The organism is Salinicoccus roseus, from assembly GCF_003814515.1.
In the GTDB taxonomy this organism is placed as follows: Bacteria; Bacillota; Bacilli; order Staphylococcales; family Salinicoccaceae; genus Salinicoccus; species Salinicoccus roseus.
The window spans coordinates 818,417-834,187 of sequence record NZ_RKQJ01000001.1 but is presented as its reverse complement, the minus strand read 5'-3'; the positions used below and the strand labels follow the sequence as shown (position 1 = coordinate 834,187).

At 54.1% G+C, this 15,771-nt stretch carries 16 protein-coding genes; 15 read left to right on the top strand and 1 reads right to left on the bottom strand.

The window, feature by feature from the left end:
- Nucleotides 1–83: 83 nt before the first annotated feature.
- From purE to purD, 11 genes are read left to right on the top strand one after another with little or no spacing between them, the layout of a single operon-like run.
- The gene (gene purE, locus EDC33_RS04335) at nt 84–566 is read left to right on the top strand and encodes a 5-(carboxyamino)imidazole ribonucleotide mutase (protein WP_229716634.1); all 483 of its coding nucleotides are present in this window, start codon (nt 84–86) and stop codon (nt 564–566) included.
- Nucleotides 553–1,674: a 5-(carboxyamino)imidazole ribonucleotide synthase gene (purK, locus tag EDC33_RS04330; protein WP_229716635.1), complete on the top strand. Its 1,122-nt coding sequence runs from the start codon at nt 553–555 to the stop codon at nt 1,672–1,674. Before purE ends, purK begins: the two co-directional genes overlap by 14 nt.
- Complete coding sequence (gene purC, locus EDC33_RS04325) at nt 1,671–2,375, top strand: phosphoribosylaminoimidazolesuccinocarboxamide synthase (protein ID WP_124010272.1); 705 nt, start codon at nt 1,671–1,673, stop codon at nt 2,373–2,375. Before purK ends, purC begins: the two co-directional genes overlap by 4 nt.
- The gene (gene purS / locus EDC33_RS04320; protein WP_040106905.1) at nt 2,375–2,632 is read left to right on the top strand and encodes a phosphoribosylformylglycinamidine synthase subunit PurS; all 258 of its coding nucleotides are present in this window, start codon (nt 2,375–2,377) and stop codon (nt 2,630–2,632) included. Before purC ends, purS begins: the two co-directional genes overlap by 1 nt.
- Nucleotides 2,632–3,309, top strand: a complete 678-nt coding sequence (gene purQ / locus EDC33_RS04315) for a phosphoribosylformylglycinamidine synthase subunit PurQ (RefSeq protein WP_124010271.1) — start codon at nt 2,632–2,634, stop codon at nt 3,307–3,309. Before purS ends, purQ begins: the two co-directional genes overlap by 1 nt.
- Nucleotides 3,293–5,470, top strand: a complete 2,178-nt coding sequence (gene purL, locus EDC33_RS04310) for a phosphoribosylformylglycinamidine synthase subunit PurL (protein ID WP_124010270.1) — start codon at nt 3,293–3,295, stop codon at nt 5,468–5,470. Before purQ ends, purL begins: the two co-directional genes overlap by 17 nt.
- Entirely contained in the window at nt 5,449–6,867 is a 1,419-nt protein-coding gene (gene purF / locus EDC33_RS04305; RefSeq protein WP_124010269.1) for an amidophosphoribosyltransferase, read from the top strand. Before purL ends, purF begins: the two co-directional genes overlap by 22 nt.
- Nucleotide 6,868: 1 nt before the next feature.
- Nucleotides 6,869–7,891, top strand: coding sequence for a phosphoribosylformylglycinamidine cyclo-ligase (purM, locus tag EDC33_RS04300; protein ID WP_124010268.1), 1,023 nt, complete (start codon nt 6,869–6,871; stop codon nt 7,889–7,891).
- Entirely contained in the window at nt 7,881–8,468 is a 588-nt protein-coding gene (gene purN, locus EDC33_RS04295; RefSeq protein ID WP_124010267.1) for a phosphoribosylglycinamide formyltransferase, read from the top strand. The genes purM and purN overlap by 11 nt, the downstream gene beginning before the upstream one ends.
- On the top strand, nt 8,449–9,927 hold the full coding sequence (gene purH, locus EDC33_RS04290; RefSeq protein ID WP_124010266.1) for a bifunctional phosphoribosylaminoimidazolecarboxamide formyltransferase/IMP cyclohydrolase: 1,479 nt from the start codon (nt 8,449–8,451) through the stop codon (nt 9,925–9,927). Before purN ends, purH begins: the two co-directional genes overlap by 20 nt.
- Nucleotides 9,928–9,982: 55 nt before the next feature.
- Complete coding sequence (purD, locus tag EDC33_RS04285) at nt 9,983–11,233, top strand: phosphoribosylamine--glycine ligase (RefSeq protein ID WP_124010265.1); 1,251 nt, start codon at nt 9,983–9,985, stop codon at nt 11,231–11,233.
- A 238-nt stretch (nt 11,234–11,471) separates the two neighbouring features.
- On the opposite strand, the gene EDC33_RS04280 is transcribed toward purD, so the two are convergent.
- A complete protein-coding gene (locus EDC33_RS04280) occupies nt 11,472–11,660 on the bottom strand; it encodes a hypothetical protein (protein ID WP_040106913.1) in 189 nt (62 codons plus the stop codon).
- 195 nt (nt 11,661–11,855) lie between these two features.
- Between EDC33_RS04280 and auxA the strand changes: the two genes are divergently transcribed.
- The 4 genes from auxA to EDC33_RS04260 all read left to right on the top strand — a co-directional run bounded on the left by auxA (nt 11,856) and on the right by EDC33_RS04260 (nt 15,691).
- Nucleotides 11,856–13,079 carry a lipoteichoic acid stability factor AuxA gene (auxA, locus tag EDC33_RS04275; RefSeq protein WP_094905900.1) on the top strand — a complete coding sequence of 408 codons (1,224 nt, stop codon included), beginning with the start codon at nt 11,856–11,858 and terminating at the stop codon, nt 13,077–13,079.
- A 3-nt stretch (nt 13,080–13,082) separates the two neighbouring features.
- Nucleotides 13,083–13,985: a formimidoylglutamase gene (gene hutG / locus EDC33_RS04270; RefSeq protein WP_124010264.1), complete on the top strand. Its 903-nt coding sequence runs from the start codon at nt 13,083–13,085 to the stop codon at nt 13,983–13,985.
- Nucleotides 13,985–15,163, top strand: coding sequence for a class I SAM-dependent rRNA methyltransferase (locus EDC33_RS04265; RefSeq protein ID WP_124010263.1), 1,179 nt, complete (start codon nt 13,985–13,987; stop codon nt 15,161–15,163). Before hutG ends, EDC33_RS04265 begins: the two co-directional genes overlap by 1 nt.
- 75 nt (nt 15,164–15,238) lie before the next feature.
- On the top strand, nt 15,239–15,691 hold the full coding sequence (locus EDC33_RS04260; RefSeq protein WP_124010262.1) for a hypothetical protein: 453 nt from the start codon (nt 15,239–15,241) through the stop codon (nt 15,689–15,691).
- The last annotated feature ends 80 nt before the right edge of the window (nt 15,692–15,771 follow it).

The window sequence follows — 15,771 nt, the reverse complement described above, 5'->3', positions numbered from 1 at the left end:
TCGTTTTATGTTGATTATCGGCACCCATATTGTTAAGCTGAACTTGAGAAAAAAACATTTGGATATAGAGAGGGTATTTATTCATGACAGTTGGAATAATTATGGGCAGTTCTTCGGACTGGCCGACGATGAAGCATGCAGGTGACATGCTGGATACTTTTTCAATACCGTACGAAAAGAAAGTGGTAAGTGCCCATCGTACACCTGAAATGATGATGGAATATGCTAAGAGTGCGAAATCGCGCGGCATCAAAGTGATCATAGCGGGCGCTGGCGGGGCTGCACACCTCCCGGGCATGGTGGCTTCGATGACGAACATCCCAGTCATTGGCGTACCGATCGAATCGAAGGCAATGCAAGGTCTGGATTCCCTGCTGTCCATCGTCCAGATGCCGGGTGGCATCCCGGTGGCGACGACGGCGATCGGCAAGGCAGGCAGCATGAATGCCGGTATACTGGCGGCGAGGATGCTTGCAGTGGGAGAACCGGAAATCTATAACAAACTCGAGGCATACACGAAATCATTGGAAGAGAAAGTGGAGGCGATGCAGGATGAGCTCAATTAGTCTCGGAGGTACAATCGGAATCATCGGGGGCGGCCAGCTCGGCAAGATGCTCGCCCAAAGTGCGCTCAGGATGGGATACAGGGTGGCCATACTCGATCCATCGGAGGATGCACCGGCAAGAGCGACGTGCCATACGTTCATCCACGCGCCCTTCAGTGATTTCGAGTCATTGAAGCAACTGTGTGAACTATCCGACGTCGTCACTTATGAATTCGAAAACATCGATGCGCATATTCTCCGGACGCTCGTCCATGACTATAACGTGCCGCAGGGTGCGGAAACGGTGCTCACCCTCCAGAACCGCGATCTCGAGAAGACGGCGATACAGGCGGCGGGCGCCGACATCGTACCTTATCAGAAAGTTGAGGATAAGGACGTACTGGACAGCTTCATCGATGCACACGGCCTGCCGGTCATCGTCAAGACGACGACGGGCGGCTACGACGGCAAGGGCCAGATGGTGATTGAAACGGAAGCGGACCTTGCAGAAGCATCCATCCCATTCGACGAAGCGGAATGGGTGGTGGAGAAATATCTCCGACTGGAACGTGAAGTTTCCCTGACGACGGCACGCAGCACAAGCGGCCAGGTCACCCATTTCCCGCTGCAGGAGAATCTCCACAAGGACCAGATCCTCTACCGTACGATTGCCCCTTCACGCATCGACTACACAGAAGAGGCGAAGCGCGCCGTGCAGCAGATCATGGAAGCGATGCATTTCGTCGGCGTGTTCACAGTGGAATTCTTCATCGACCGGGACGGCCGGCTGTATGTCAATGAAATTGCGCCGAGGCCGCACAACTCGGCCCACCACACGATCGAGTCCTGCAGCATCAGCCAGTTCGATGCCCATATCCTGGCGCTGCTCGACCACCCGATGCCGGAAGTCCGCCAGCATCAGCAGGCCATCATGATGAACCTGCTCGGCGACGATCTCAATCGTCTGGAGGATACACTGTTCAGCCAGCCGGATTGGCACGTACATGTATATGGCAAGACGGGCCGCAAACCTGCCCGCAAGATGGGCCATGTGACACTGCTTACGGATGATGTCGACACGACACTCGATCATCTGGAACAAAAATTTATCAGGGGAGTCGAAGCATAATGCTCTTATATGAAGGAAAAGCGAAACGGGTCTTCAGGACGGAGACGGATGGCGTCTACCGCATCGAATACAAGGACGAAGTGACGGCAGGCAACGGTGAGAAGCATGATTTCCTTGAAGGGAAGGGCCGCCTCAACAATCTGATTTCCGCCGACATCTTCGAATACATGGCATCAAACGGCGTCGATTCACACTTTGTGGAACGCATCAGCGAGACGGAACAGCTCGTCCGCGCCGTCGACATCATCCCGCTCGAAGTTGTGGTCAGAAATTTTGCTGCAGGCAGCATCGTCAAGCGCCTTGGACTGGAATCCCACCAGCCGCTCGATCCGCCCCTCGTCGAGTTCTTCTACAAGAATGACGACCTCGGCGACCCGATCCTGACGGACGACCACGTGCTGATGCTCGGGCTTGCGACAACTGAGGAGATCAGAGCCCTGAAGGCAGCTGCACTGAAGATAAACAGCGTGCTCAGTCGCATGATGGCAGAGATGTCCCTCTCCCTCATCGACTTCAAGATAGAGTTCGGCAAGGACCAGGATGGAAACATCGTCCTTGCAGATGAGATTTCACCGGATACATGCCGCATCGTCGACATGGAGACGAAGGAGAACTTCGACAAGGATGTATACCGCAACAGCACAGGCTCACTGCTCGATACGTACACCGCATTCTATAACAAGATGGAGGCCATTAGATAATGAAAAAGGTAGAACTGATCGTCACACTGAAACCACAGGTACTGGACACGCAAGGAGAGGCACTGAACCGCGCGGTGCACGAGCTCGACCATGATGAAATCAACAACATCCGCGTCGGCAAGGTCCTTTATTTCGACATAGATGAAACGGATGATGCAAAGATCGACGACAGTGTGCGCCAGCTGTCCGAGAAGCTGTTCACCAATACGGTCATCGAAACGTACACTTACAGGATCCTTGACGAGGTGTCCCAATAATGAAATTTGCAGTCGTGAAATTTCCAGGGTCGAACTGTGACAGGGACATGCTGAACGCGGCCATCAAGGCAGGCGGCGAGGCGGAGTATGTCGACTACCGTGAGACTTCCCTCGAAGCATATGATGGCGTACTGATCCCGGGCGGCTTCTCATTCGGCGACTATTTGAGGAGCGGCGCGATGGCGAGTGTGTCACCGATCACCCGGGCCATAAAAGAGGCGGCGGCAGCAGGCAAGCCGGTGCTCGGCGTCTGCAACGGATTCCAGATACTGACCGAAATCGGCCTGCTGCCGGGAGCACTCATCTTCAACGATACGCATACGTTCATCTCCCGCAACGAAGTGCTTACAATCACGAACAATGAAACGGCATTCACCAGCGGTTACGAAAAGGGAGAGGCCGTCACCTTCCCGGTTGCACATGGCGAAGGGCACTACTACTGCGATGACGAGACATACGACACCCTTGTCGAAAACGACAGGATCGTACTCACATATAATGACAATCCAAACGGCTCCAGGGCGGACATCGCCGGCATCGTCAACGAAGCGGGCAATGTATTCGGCCTGATGCCGCATCCTGAACGTGCGCTCGAAACGCTGCTCGGCAGCGACGATGGATTGAGGCTTTTTGAAAAAATGAACGCTTGGGAGGCTAATCATGATCACATTCACTGAACCGACTGAACAGGATATACTGAATGAAAAACTTTACGCCGATATGGGGCTGACCGATTCCGAGTACGACAAGGTCGTCGAGATCCTCGGCAGACAGCCGAACTACACGGAAACGGGCATCTTCTCGGTCATGTGGAGCGAGCACTGCTCCTACAAGCATTCGAAGCCATTCCTGAAGCAGTTCCCGACGACGGGCGACCGTGTACTGATGGGGCCGGGCGAAGGTGCCGGCGTCGTCGACATCGGCGACAACCAGGCAGTCGTATTCAAAGTGGAATCCCATAACCACCCATCGGCTGTAGAACCTTATCAGGGCGCAGCCACGGGAGTCGGCGGCATCATCCGCGACATCGTCTCCATCGGTGCGCGCCCGATCGGCCTCCTGAACTCCCTGCGTTTCGGCGAACTCTCAGAATCGAACAACCGCCGGCTGCTGCGCGGTGTCGTTGCAGGCATCGGCGGCTACGGCAACTGCATCGGCATCCCGACGGTCTCGGGCGAAGTGGAATTCGACCCTTCCTATGACGGCAACCCGCTCGTCAACGCGATGTGCGTCGGTACGATCGACCATGACAAGATCCAGAAGGGCACAGCCAAAGGCATCGGCAATAAGGTCATCTACGTCGGGCTCAAGACAGGCCGCGACGGCATCCATGGGGCGACATTCGCCTCAGAGGAACTGACGGATGAATCCGAATCGAAGCGCCCGTCGGTCCAGATCGGCGACCCATTCACCGGCAAGAAGCTGATGGAGGCGACACTTGATGCCATCAGGCAGCCGGAACTCGTCGGCATCCAGGATATGGGTGCGGCAGGACTCACTTCATCAAGCGCTGAAATGGCCGCTAAGGGCGAGTCCGGCATTGCGCTCCACCTCGATCAGGTGCCGGTCAGGGAAGAAGGCATCACACCGTATGAAATGATGCTGTCGGAGACGCAGGAGCGCATGCTGCTCGTCGTCGAAGCGGGATCCGAGGACAAGTTCCTCGACATGTTCGAAGGTTACGAGCTCGATGCTGCTGTCATCGGTGAAGTGACGGATACCGACCATCTGGAACTTTTCTTCCATGATGAAAAATATGCGGATATTCCGGTCCAGCCATTGTCCGATGAAGCACCGGTCTACATCCTCGAAGGCGAGGCGCCGGCGCAGGATGAAACAACATACAGCTACAGCGATCAGGATCTGAACAAAGTGTTCGATGCGCTCATCGGCCATCCGACGCACGGTTCGAAACGCTATATATATGAACAGTACGACAACCAGGTTGGAGCGAACACCGTCCAGAAATCCGGCTTCGGCGCAGGCGTCGTCAGAGTGGAGGGCACGGATAAGGCGATCGCCATGGCAATCGACGGCAAGAGCCGCTATGTCTATGCCGATCCGTTGAACGGCGGCAAGGAAGCGGTGGCACAGACATTCCGCAGCATCATTTCGACTGGTGCACTGCCGCTTGCGATGACGGACTGCCTGAACTACGGCAGCCCGGAAAAACCTGAGATCTACCACCAGCTTGAAGCTTCCACGCGCGGTATGGCGGAAGCATGCGAAATGCTGTCGACGCCTGTCGTATCCGGCAACGTCAGCCTGTACAACGAATCCAAGGGCACCATCCTCCCGACACCGGTCATCGGTATGGTCGGGCTGATCGAAGATGTCAACTTCATGGCCGGCATAGAAATTTCAGCTGGTGATGCAGTCTACCTCGTCGGTGAGACGACCAAATCATTTGCCGGCAGCCAGATCGAAAAACTGATCGACAATGACATCAGGAAGCAGACACGCGACATCGATCTGGAACTCGAGTATGCACGCGGCATGGATCTCCGCGGACGCCTCATCAATGGTGAAGTGAAGAAAATAGCACCGGTCGGCCGCGGCGGCATCGCCATCAAACTGGCCCAGCTTTCAGCATTCCACCATCTCGGCATGAAAGTGGAGATCGACCTTGACGGGGAGGACCTTTTCGCAGAGAATGCTTCCCGCTACATTGTGATTGCACCCGCCGGCCTGGACATCAGGGACGGCAAAGAAATCGGCAGACTGACGGACGAAGGATTCCATATCGGTACACACGACCTGACCATCGACCGGAGCATAGACGCGATTTCAAATACTTGGGAGGGGGCAATCCCGCAATGTATGACATCCACGGACTGAATGAAGAATGCGGCGTATTCGGCGTATTCAACCATCCGCAGGCCAGCGAACTGACGTATATGGCACTCCACAGCCTGCAGCATCGGGGGCAGGAGGGTGCAGGCATCGTCTGTTCGAACGGGGAATACCTTTTCGGTGCCCGCGGCATGGGACTTCTGACGGAAGCACTGTCGAGGGAGCAGCTGATGTCTCTTGAAACGTTTCCGCATGCCATCGGACATGTCCGCTATGCCACGACGGGCGGCAGTGAGATATCGAATGTCCAGCCATTCCTGTTCAAAAGCCACAAGGGCGACCTCGGACTTGCCCACAACGGCAACCTTGTGAACGCCATCAGTGTACGTGAGGCGCTCGAGGACGACGGGGCGATCTTCCAGACGTCCTCCGATTCCGAAGTGCTGGCGCACCTGATCCGCAAAAATAAGAGCCCGGACAGGAAGCAGCGCATCAAGACGGCGCTGCGCCAGCTTAAAGGTGCGTTCGCGTTCGTCATCCTGGATGAGGATTCACTGACGATCGCGCTGGATGACCACGGTGTGCGTCCGCTCATGCTCGGCATGGTGGACGGGGCCTACTGCGTGGCGAGTGAAACATGTGCCTTCACGGCCATCGGTGCAGAGTATATCCGGGATATCGAACCGGGAGAGCTGATCACACTGAGTGACAAGGGCATCGAGTATGACTACTACACGGATTCCCGCCATCCCAACATGTGCTCGATGGAATACATCTATTTTGCACGTGCAGATTCCGAATTCCGCAATACTTCGACATATACCATCCGCAAATCGCTCGGGCGTGAGCTTGCCCGGGAAATGGATGTCGATGCGGACATCGTCGTCGGTGTACCCGACTCGAGCCTGGCAGCGGCAAAAGGATTCTCGGAAGCATCCGGCATCCCGCAGGAGCAGGGGCTCCTCAAAAACCGCTACGTCGGCCGGACGTTCATTTCGAAAGGGCAGGAAGCACGCGAACGTGCAGTGCGCATGAAGCTTTCTCCTGTAAGGGATGTCGTCGAGGGAAAAAGCATCATCGTCATCGACGACTCCATCGTACGGGGTACGACAAGCCGCTTCATCGTCAAGGCACTGAAGAAGGCCGGCGCGAAGGAAGTGCATATGGGTGTATCCTCCCCGCCGCTCAAGAATCCTTGCTTCTACGGCATCGATGTCTCGACGCATGCAGAAATCATCGCATCCCAGAAATCCACGGAGGAGATCCGGGATGAAATCGGTGCCGATTCGCTGACGTACCTGTCGGTTGATGCGATGCATGATGTATACTATTCCTATGGCTCCAAAGGCCAGTGTGACGCCTGCTTCACAGGCAATTATCCTATTGAAATCATCGATCGCCTCCTGCCACAGGAGAAGGATCTGAAAACGAAAGGGGTCTGACATGTCAGAACAGTATAGAGATGCCGGCGTGGACATCACGGCCGGATACCAGGCAGTCAACCAGATCAAATCACATGTCAAACGGACGATGCGCAAGGAGGTCATCGGCGGACTCGGCGGCTTCGGTGCGGCTTTCGACCTGTCCAGCCTGAATATGAAATCCCCAGTCCTCGTTTCCGGAACGGACGGGGTCGGCACGAAACTCAAGCTTGCGATCGATCATGACCGCCATAACACCATCGGCATCGACGCCGTGGCGATGTGCGTCAACGACATCCTGACGACAGGCGCAGAGCCGCTCTATTTCCTCGACTACATCGCGGTCAATAAGGTGGTCCCGACACATATCGAACAGATCGTCGAAGGCGTTTCAGCAGGCTGCCAGATGGCGGGCTGTGCGCTCATCGGCGGCGAAACTGCCGAGATGGGGGACATGTATGGAGAAGGCGAATATGACATCGCCGGATTCAGCGTCGGCGCGGTGGAGAAGACGAAATACATCGACGGCTCGAATGCAGAGCCGGGCGACCGGATCATCGGCCTCCCTTCAAGCGGCATCCATTCCAACGGCTACAGCCTCGTCAGGAAATGGCTCACTGACTATTCGGTGGATGTAGACGATACACTGGAGGGCACACCGATCATGGACCTGCTGCTCGAACCCACACGCATATATGTAAAGAGTGTACTTTCCGTCCTGGAAGAGGTCGATGTAAAGGCGATGAGCCATATTACAGGCGGCGGATTCCTTGAGAACATCCCGCGTGCATTCCGTGAAGACACAGGGATCGACATCGATGTGTCTAAAATTGCAGTGCCGAAAATCATCGACTGGCTCATCTCCTTGGGGGAAATGGACCGTAAAGAAGCGTATAATGTATTCAACATGGGGATTGGATTCATACTCTGTGTCGCTCAGGACGATGTGGACCGCACACTCGGAATCCTGGAAGAAGCCGGAGAATCACCGCTTGTGATCGGGGAAGTGACCGATGGAAGCGGTCTGACGATCCATGGCTACTAGAGTCGCCGTCCTCGCTTCCGGCGGGGGGACTAATTTTGAAAATCTGGCGCATCGGGCCGGGGACATCGGCATCGAAATCGCCGTACTGGTCACCGACAGCGCAGATGCCTTTGCCATCAACCGTGCAGAACGGCTCGGCATTCCATATGTGGTCCATCCACGGGGGGAGCATTCGTCGAAATCGGCGCATGAATCGGCGATCATCGAAACACTCCGGACATATGACATCTCATATGTGCTGCTCGCCGGGTACATGCGGATCCTGTCGGCCGGCTTCATCGAAAGTTTCGAACGCAGCATCATCAATGTGCATCCCTCCCTGCTGCCGAGCTTCAAGGGCAGGGACGGCATACGTGATGCCTATGAGTACGGGGTGAAGGTGACCGGCGTGACCGTCCATTTCGTCGATGCCGGCATCGACACCGGGGAAATCATCGACCAGATGCCCGTGATGATAGAAGCAGGGGACACGCTTGAAGCGGTCGCACACAAAATACATGAGACGGAGTATGCACTCTATCCAAAAGCCATCAAAAAAGTTCTAAAGGAGAGAGATGATGAAGAAAGCACTCATTAGCGTTTCTGATAAGAGAGGACTTGAACCATTCGTGCGCGGTCTTGCACGCAATGACTATGAAATCTATTCCACAGGAGGCACGCTGAAGGCGATTGAATCCTTCGGGGTCCCGGTAGAGAATGTCAGCACACTGACAGGGTTCGAAGAAATACTGGACGGGCGTGTAAAGACGCTCCACCCTGCCGTCCATGGCGGCATCCTGGCGGATCGCAGCAACGAAGCACACATGGCTGCGCTCGAATCCCAGGGCATTGAGCCGATCGACCTGGTGGCAGTGAACCTCTATCCATTCAAGGAGACGGTGGCGCAGGAGGATGTGACGGAGCATGATGCGGTCGAGAACATCGACATCGGTGGACCGACCATGCTGCGTGCGGCTGCGAAGAACTTCAAGCATGTCACGACGATCGTCTCGCCGGAAGACTATGGTGAAGTCATCCAGCGCATAGAATCGGATACGCTCGATGAGACATACCGCCGCTCCCTCATGATCAAAGTGTTCCGCCATACGAACGACTACGACCAGGCGATCGTCAACCACTTCAGCCAGGCTGAAGAGACGCTCCGCTACGGCGAGAATCCACACCAGTCGGCACGGCTCGTCCGGACCACGGAGGACCGCAATACGATCCTGAATGCGGATATGCTGCACGGGAAGGCCCTGTCCTACAACAACCTGCGTGATGCCGATGCCGCATTCCAGCTCGCCAAGAAGTTCACGATGCCGGTGGCAGTCGCCGTCAAGCATATGAACCCTTGCGGTGTAGGCACCGGTGAGACGATTGCCGAAGCCTTCAGGAACGCCCATGAAGCGGACAGCCAATCCATCTTCGGCGGCATCGTCGCGCTCAACAAGACGGTCGACCGCGAAACGGCCGAACAGCTCCATTCCATCTTCCTTGAAGTCATCATTGCGCCGAGTTTTGATGAAGCGGCACTCGAAGTGCTGACGCAGAAGAAGAATGTCAGACTGCTCGAAGCGGACTTCCGTGAGGATGAGCATGCTGAGGAGTTCGTCAGCGTATCCGGCGGCTATCTCGTCCAGTCTCAGGACACCGGCGCACTCCAGGAGAACGAGATCAAGGTCGTTACGGAGAATAAACCGACGCGTGAACAGATGACGGCGATGGCACTGGCTTGGGAAGTGTCCAAGCATGTCAAAAGCAATGCGATCGTCCTTGCGAATGAGAAGCAGACCGTCGGCATCGGTGCCGGGCAGATGAACCGTGTCGGGGCGCTAAAGATCGCCATCGACCGTGCACTTGAGCTCGGCGACAATGTCGTGATGGCAAGTGACGGCTTCTTCCCTATGCCGGATACCGTCGAGCTCGCCCATGCGCATGGCATCCGGTCGGTCATCCAGCCGGGCGGTTCGAAGCGCGATCAGGAATCCATCGATTTCTGCAACGCGAATGACATGGCGATGGTCTTCACAGGCATGAGGCATTTCAAACACTAATAATGGATATCAGCCGGATGCGTCCGGCTGTTTTAATATCGGAAGGAGCGTTTTTATGAATGTTGCTGTAATCGGTGGCGGGGGCAGGGAACACGCACTCGCAAGGAAGCTCTCCGATTCGGAGCGTGTGGATAAGGTCTTCGTCATGCCCGGGAACGACGGCATGCGGGATGTTGCAGAAGTGCATCCGGAAATCGGAGAGACCGATTTCGAAGCGATGGCGGATCTTTGCACAAGTAATGCGGTGGAGTGGGTGATCGTCGGTCCGGAAGCACCGCTAAGCGGCGGCGTGGCGGATTTTCTGGAAGGGAAGGGCATCAAAGTGTTCGGACCCAGGAAGGAAGAATCCAAGGTCGAGTCCTCCAAGGCATTCGCCAAGGACATCATGGAGCGTCACGGGATTCCGACGGCGAAGTATGAATCCTTCACTGACTATGATGCTGCCTATCGATACATAGAATCGGTGGGGGCGCCGATTGTGCTGAAAAAGGATGGGCTTGCCGCAGGCAAAGGCGTCGTCGTCGCTACGGATATGGATGAGGCGCTGGCGGGTCTGGATGCACTGATGGAAGATACGGATGCGCCGGTCGTCATAGAAGAGTTCCTGGAAGGGGAGGAGTTCTCCCTGATGGTGCTCGTCAACGGCGAGTACACGCATTCCTTTGAAATCATCGCCCAGGACCATAAGCGTGCATTCGATGGTGACGAAGGACCGAATACCGGCGGCATGGGTGCCTATGCCCCGGTCGAGCATATAAAAGAGCCGGTGAGGCGGGCCGCAGTCGAACAGATCGTCGAACCGATGGCGCGTGCGATGGTGGCGGAAGGACTCGACTACTTCGGTGTCCTCTACCTCGGTGCCATCGTGACGGAGGATGGCGTCAAAGTCATTGAATTCAATGCGCGCTTCGGCGACCCCGAAGCGCAGATCCTGCTTTCACTGATGGAGGATGATTTCATTGATGTGCTTGAAAAGGTGGAGCAAAAGGAGCCATTTGAGCTGACATTTTCGCCTGCATATCAGGTGGGAGTCATGCTCGCAAGTGCGGGCTACCCGATGGCATATGAAAAAGGGCATACCATCGATTTTGATGCGGTACGCGATGCGTGCTATGTAAGCGGTCTTGAGCAGGCGGAAGATGCATGGCACTCAAGCGGCGGCCGTGTGCTCCTCGTCACCGGCGAAGGCGACTCGATCGAAGCGGCTGTAGAAGCGGCCTATTCCAATGTGGACAAAGTGAAATTTGACGAGGGGGCCCTTTTCCTGAGAAGGGATATCGCCAAAAGGGCATTGAACCGGGAATGATCAGCATCTATCTCCATAGATGCATTTGACGAGTGACAGTTGGGTCTCCAATTGTCATTGGTGAAGACAACGAGTGACAGTTGGGCCTCCAATTGTCACTGGTGAAGACAACGAGTGACAGTTGGGCCTCCAATTGTCATTGGTGAAGACAACGAGTGACAGTTGGGCCATTCAAAAATAAAAATCCACAAAAAAGGCGTCGCCAGAACACCGTCCGTGTAATGGCAACGCCTTTTTGCTATTCGAATGAATCCTGGATTTCATCCTCAGTCTTTTCAGAACCGGATTCGTCCCGCTCAAGATCTTTCCCTTTGTCCACTTTTCTGTCCGCTTCGGTATCCATCTCTTCCGATGGATTTTCCTTGGTGCGGGCTTCCTGTGCTGCATCTTCGATTTCGGATTTCTTATCTCTATCTTTAAAGTCCATTGAAATCACTCCTAGGGATACTTAGTTTGGGTTGATATCATATATATTAATTACTTATCTGCTGTTAGTTGAGGTATACCCATGGCTGGGATTTCCTAAACAAACTTTTGATATTTCTTTTTCCGGTGATGGGTCATTCCATGCATTCGGGAAGGAATTCATCTATAATGGGAAGGGATATTGAGGTGAAATCAAATGAAGTGGTTGAAGCAACAAAGTGAAGTGATAATCAGCGTCCTCCTGGGGGTGTTCTTTGTCATTCTGGGATTGTTCATACTGTTCAATACAGGCAGAATCAGAGGCAATGGAGATGCCGTGGAGACGCCGCAGATAGATACGTTCTTTGATCTGTTCGATGCTTTTTTTGTCGAGGTCCTGAACATATTGGGCATGGTCATCGGCGGGTTTCCGATCATCGCGGGCATCCTGTCGATACTCTTCGGTCTTGGGATGTTCAAGGTCGCCCAGCTCATACGGAAAACAACGGAATATGATACGGAGCTGTCATTCTTCTTCATCGGTCTCTCGTTCTTCCTGTTCCTGCTGACGACATTGCTGATGTTCCAGGTGTACGGATGGTTTGCACTCCTGTTCCTGCTGGCATTCATCGTACATATGCTCTACAACATCTTCAATGAGCAGCTGGATCCGAGGCACCGCAAGGAGCACTACATGGTCATATTGGCCTTTTATGGATTGGCCTATTTCTTTACACAGACTGCCGTCTATTCGAATATCGATAGGACGCTGTCCCCGACGGATGTTTTATCGATCAACATGTTCTTCGGCATCCTCTGGGTGCTGTCGCTCATGGCACTCTGGGTGGGGGTCTTCCTGTCGAAGTCGAAGAACCTCCTCAAGAAGCCGAAGAAGGGGGACCAGGCGACATTATCCCGGAAGAACAGGAAGCGCAGGCTGCACCCGGATGAATATCTGGGATTTTCAAAACAGCTGTATGACATGCGCAATGGGCTGCTGCACAGGGTGAAGACATTCATGGAAATCGAGTTTCCATCCTGGCTCAGGCCGAATTATATGGAACTGCTGCTCGGGACGCTTGTGCTGATCTTCGTCCTGATTGAATTCAATAATCGGCATGGGGTCTTCACAGAAGGGTATTTCAGAATATCCGACATGCAGTATATATATGAATGGGTCAACCTGTTCATCGCCCTCGCCCTGGCAGTGGCTTACCTGTTCACGACATTCTTCAACATGACGCAGAACAAGTACTACCACCGTCAGATGATCGTCATCACCGCCCTGTGGCTGAAAGTGACGGTCAGCCTTTTCATCACCCTCTTCAGGGACGTGGAACTGTCGCTGTTCATACTGCCATTCAACATCCTGCTCGTCCTATTGACGACACCGCTGCTCATCATAAGCATATTCAAGGAATTTCATGAAAAGGGGAGATAACAGATGAAGCATATTGAACATCATACTTTTACAGGGAGAACAGACAATCCGGATGTGAAGGAACGTGTGCATCAGGTCATCAGCCAGTGGAGTGAAGAGACGCCTGCCAGCGTACCGGTATTCATCGGTTTCCGCTCTGATGAAGGGGTGCGGCGCAACAAGGGGCGCACCGGTGCATTCGATGGGCCGGTGAAAGTCCGGCAGAAGATGGCATCACTGCCTTATACGGAACCTGTATACGACTACGGCAGTGTCGTGGGAGATGAGGATCTGGAAGCTTCCCAGGAGGCCCTCGGTGAATGTGTGAGGGAGGTGCTCGCCTGCGACCAGTTCCCGCTCATCATCGGCGGCGGTCATGAGACGCTCTACGGCCATTACCTCGGTGTGCGGAATGCCTATCCGGACAAGCGGATTGCGGTGGTGAACTTCGATGCCCATTTCGACCTGCGGGATGAAAGGCCGTCTTCCGGTACGATGTTCCACCAGATCCTATCCGAAGATCGGAACATCGACTATCATGTCCTCGGAATCCAGTCTTCCGGAAATACCAGGACATTGTTCGATACGGCGGATGCATTGGGCGTGCACTATGCAATGATGGATGAAGTGCGGTCCACAGACGTATACGCACGCACCCTCTCCAAGCTGTCGGAATATGATGCTGTGTTCGGGACGCTCTGCATGGATTCGGTGCAGCAGAGTGTGGCACCCGGCACGAGCATGCCTGCCCAGAACGGCTATACGGCGCAGGAAATTCATGGTATGGTGGCACAACTTGCCAAGCTTTCCAATCTTGTAAGCTTCGACATCAGTGAAGTGGCCCCGGCCCTTGATACCGATGACCGGACAAGCAGTCTGGCCGCAAGTCTATTCCACACCTTCATGACAGAAAGGGAGACGTTTTGATGAATACGATACAGCTGAAAAGAGGACACGAACGTGCCTATATGAATGGGCAGCTGAACATAGATAGAGAAGACTTGAGCGACGACACATTCCTGAAGGATGGCGAAATCGTCAAGCTAGAAGATACCTATGGCAGGCTGATCGGCATCGCCATGATCAGTTTTGAGCAGAAGGCCCAGGGCTGGGTGCTGACGCGGGATGAGCAGGAGGCGATAGACGATGCCTTCATTGGCCGGCGGATCAGGGAAGCACTGGAGAAGCGCGCGCCCCTATACAATCAGGAGGATACGACGGCATTCCGCCTCTTCAATGAAATCGGGGACGGCATCGGCGGCTTCACCGTCGACAACTATGACAACCATCTCCTCATCACCTTCTATTCCCGGGGCATCTACAAGATCCGCGACCTGATCATCAAGACTTTGATGGTGGAGCTGAAACCGGACTCCATTACGGAGCAGACGCGTTTCAGCAATCAGGGGAAGATGGAGACGATAAACCGACGCATCATGGGGAATGTCGAATTTCCCATTACTGTAAAGGAATCCGGGATGATCTACAGTGTCCATCTCGATGAAGGACCGATGACTCGGCTGTTCCTGGATCAGCGCGAAACACGCAAGACGCTGATGCACAACCCATCCAATGCGAAATCCTTCCTCAACCTCTTCAGCTACAGCGGGACATTTTCAATCGCAGCGAGAGAGGGTGGAATGATGACGACAAGCGTCGACCTGGCGAAGCGGAGCAGGGAACTGATTACAGAAAACTTCAATGCCAACAATATGTCGCTTGAGGGCCAGAGCATCTATATAATGGAAGCTTTCGAGTTCTTGAAATATGCGGAGCGGAACCGGCAGCGCTTCGATGCGATACTGATCGACCCGCCGAGCTTCTCACGCTTCGGCAAAAAGGTGTTCAAAGTGGAGCGGGATTTCCCGAAGCTCATCGGGGAGGCGCTTAAAGTGCTGAAGCCAGGGGGCCATCTGATACTCAGCCAGAACCTGGAGTCCTTTACATTGAATCAGTTCAAGCGTCAGATCGACAAGACGCTGACCAATGCCGGATATTCCTATACGCTTGTAGATGTCAAGGGACTGCCCAAGGACTATCCGACAGTGAAGGGATACAAGAACGGCAAGTACCTCAAGGTGGTTACAGTTCAGATCAACAAGTAGGTTGGTTATCAGTGGAGCAAAATGGGTATATTCAAAGCGACAATGATCAAAATAATGTGCAAAGGAGTTTTGAATATGTGCGCCCAACCGCTCACCGAACAGCAGATAGAGGAAAAAGAACAGAAAGCCCGTGAAATGGTCCATCAGAAATCCCTATACTCTTCCATCGCAGCCGCCCTGCCGATACCATTGCTCGATGTCGGTACGGATATGAAGCTGATGAAGGATATCAAACAGGAGGCCGAAGAGATCTTCGGCTTCGACCACAATCAGGTGAATGACATTTCCGACGACCTGATGAACCGTGCGGCCGTGATGGCGACCAGCATCGGGAGCGAATTCATAGGCAGCCAGACGACCAAGATGCTGCTGAAGAGGGGGTCCAAGAATTCCAAGCTCACTAAGTTTGGGATCATCCCGCTCCTCAGCAGGGTCATCGGTGCTGCAGTAAGCTATAAAGTGATGCAGAAACTTGGCAACGACTACGTCGACAAATGTGTCGAAGTGGCCAAAAGCCAGACGGTCTGACAGATTTATGCTCCTTCTTCGGGGAAACTTCCCGAAGAGGTTTTTTTAAATGTGGGCCTGGCCTGGAGTAGGAATATAAT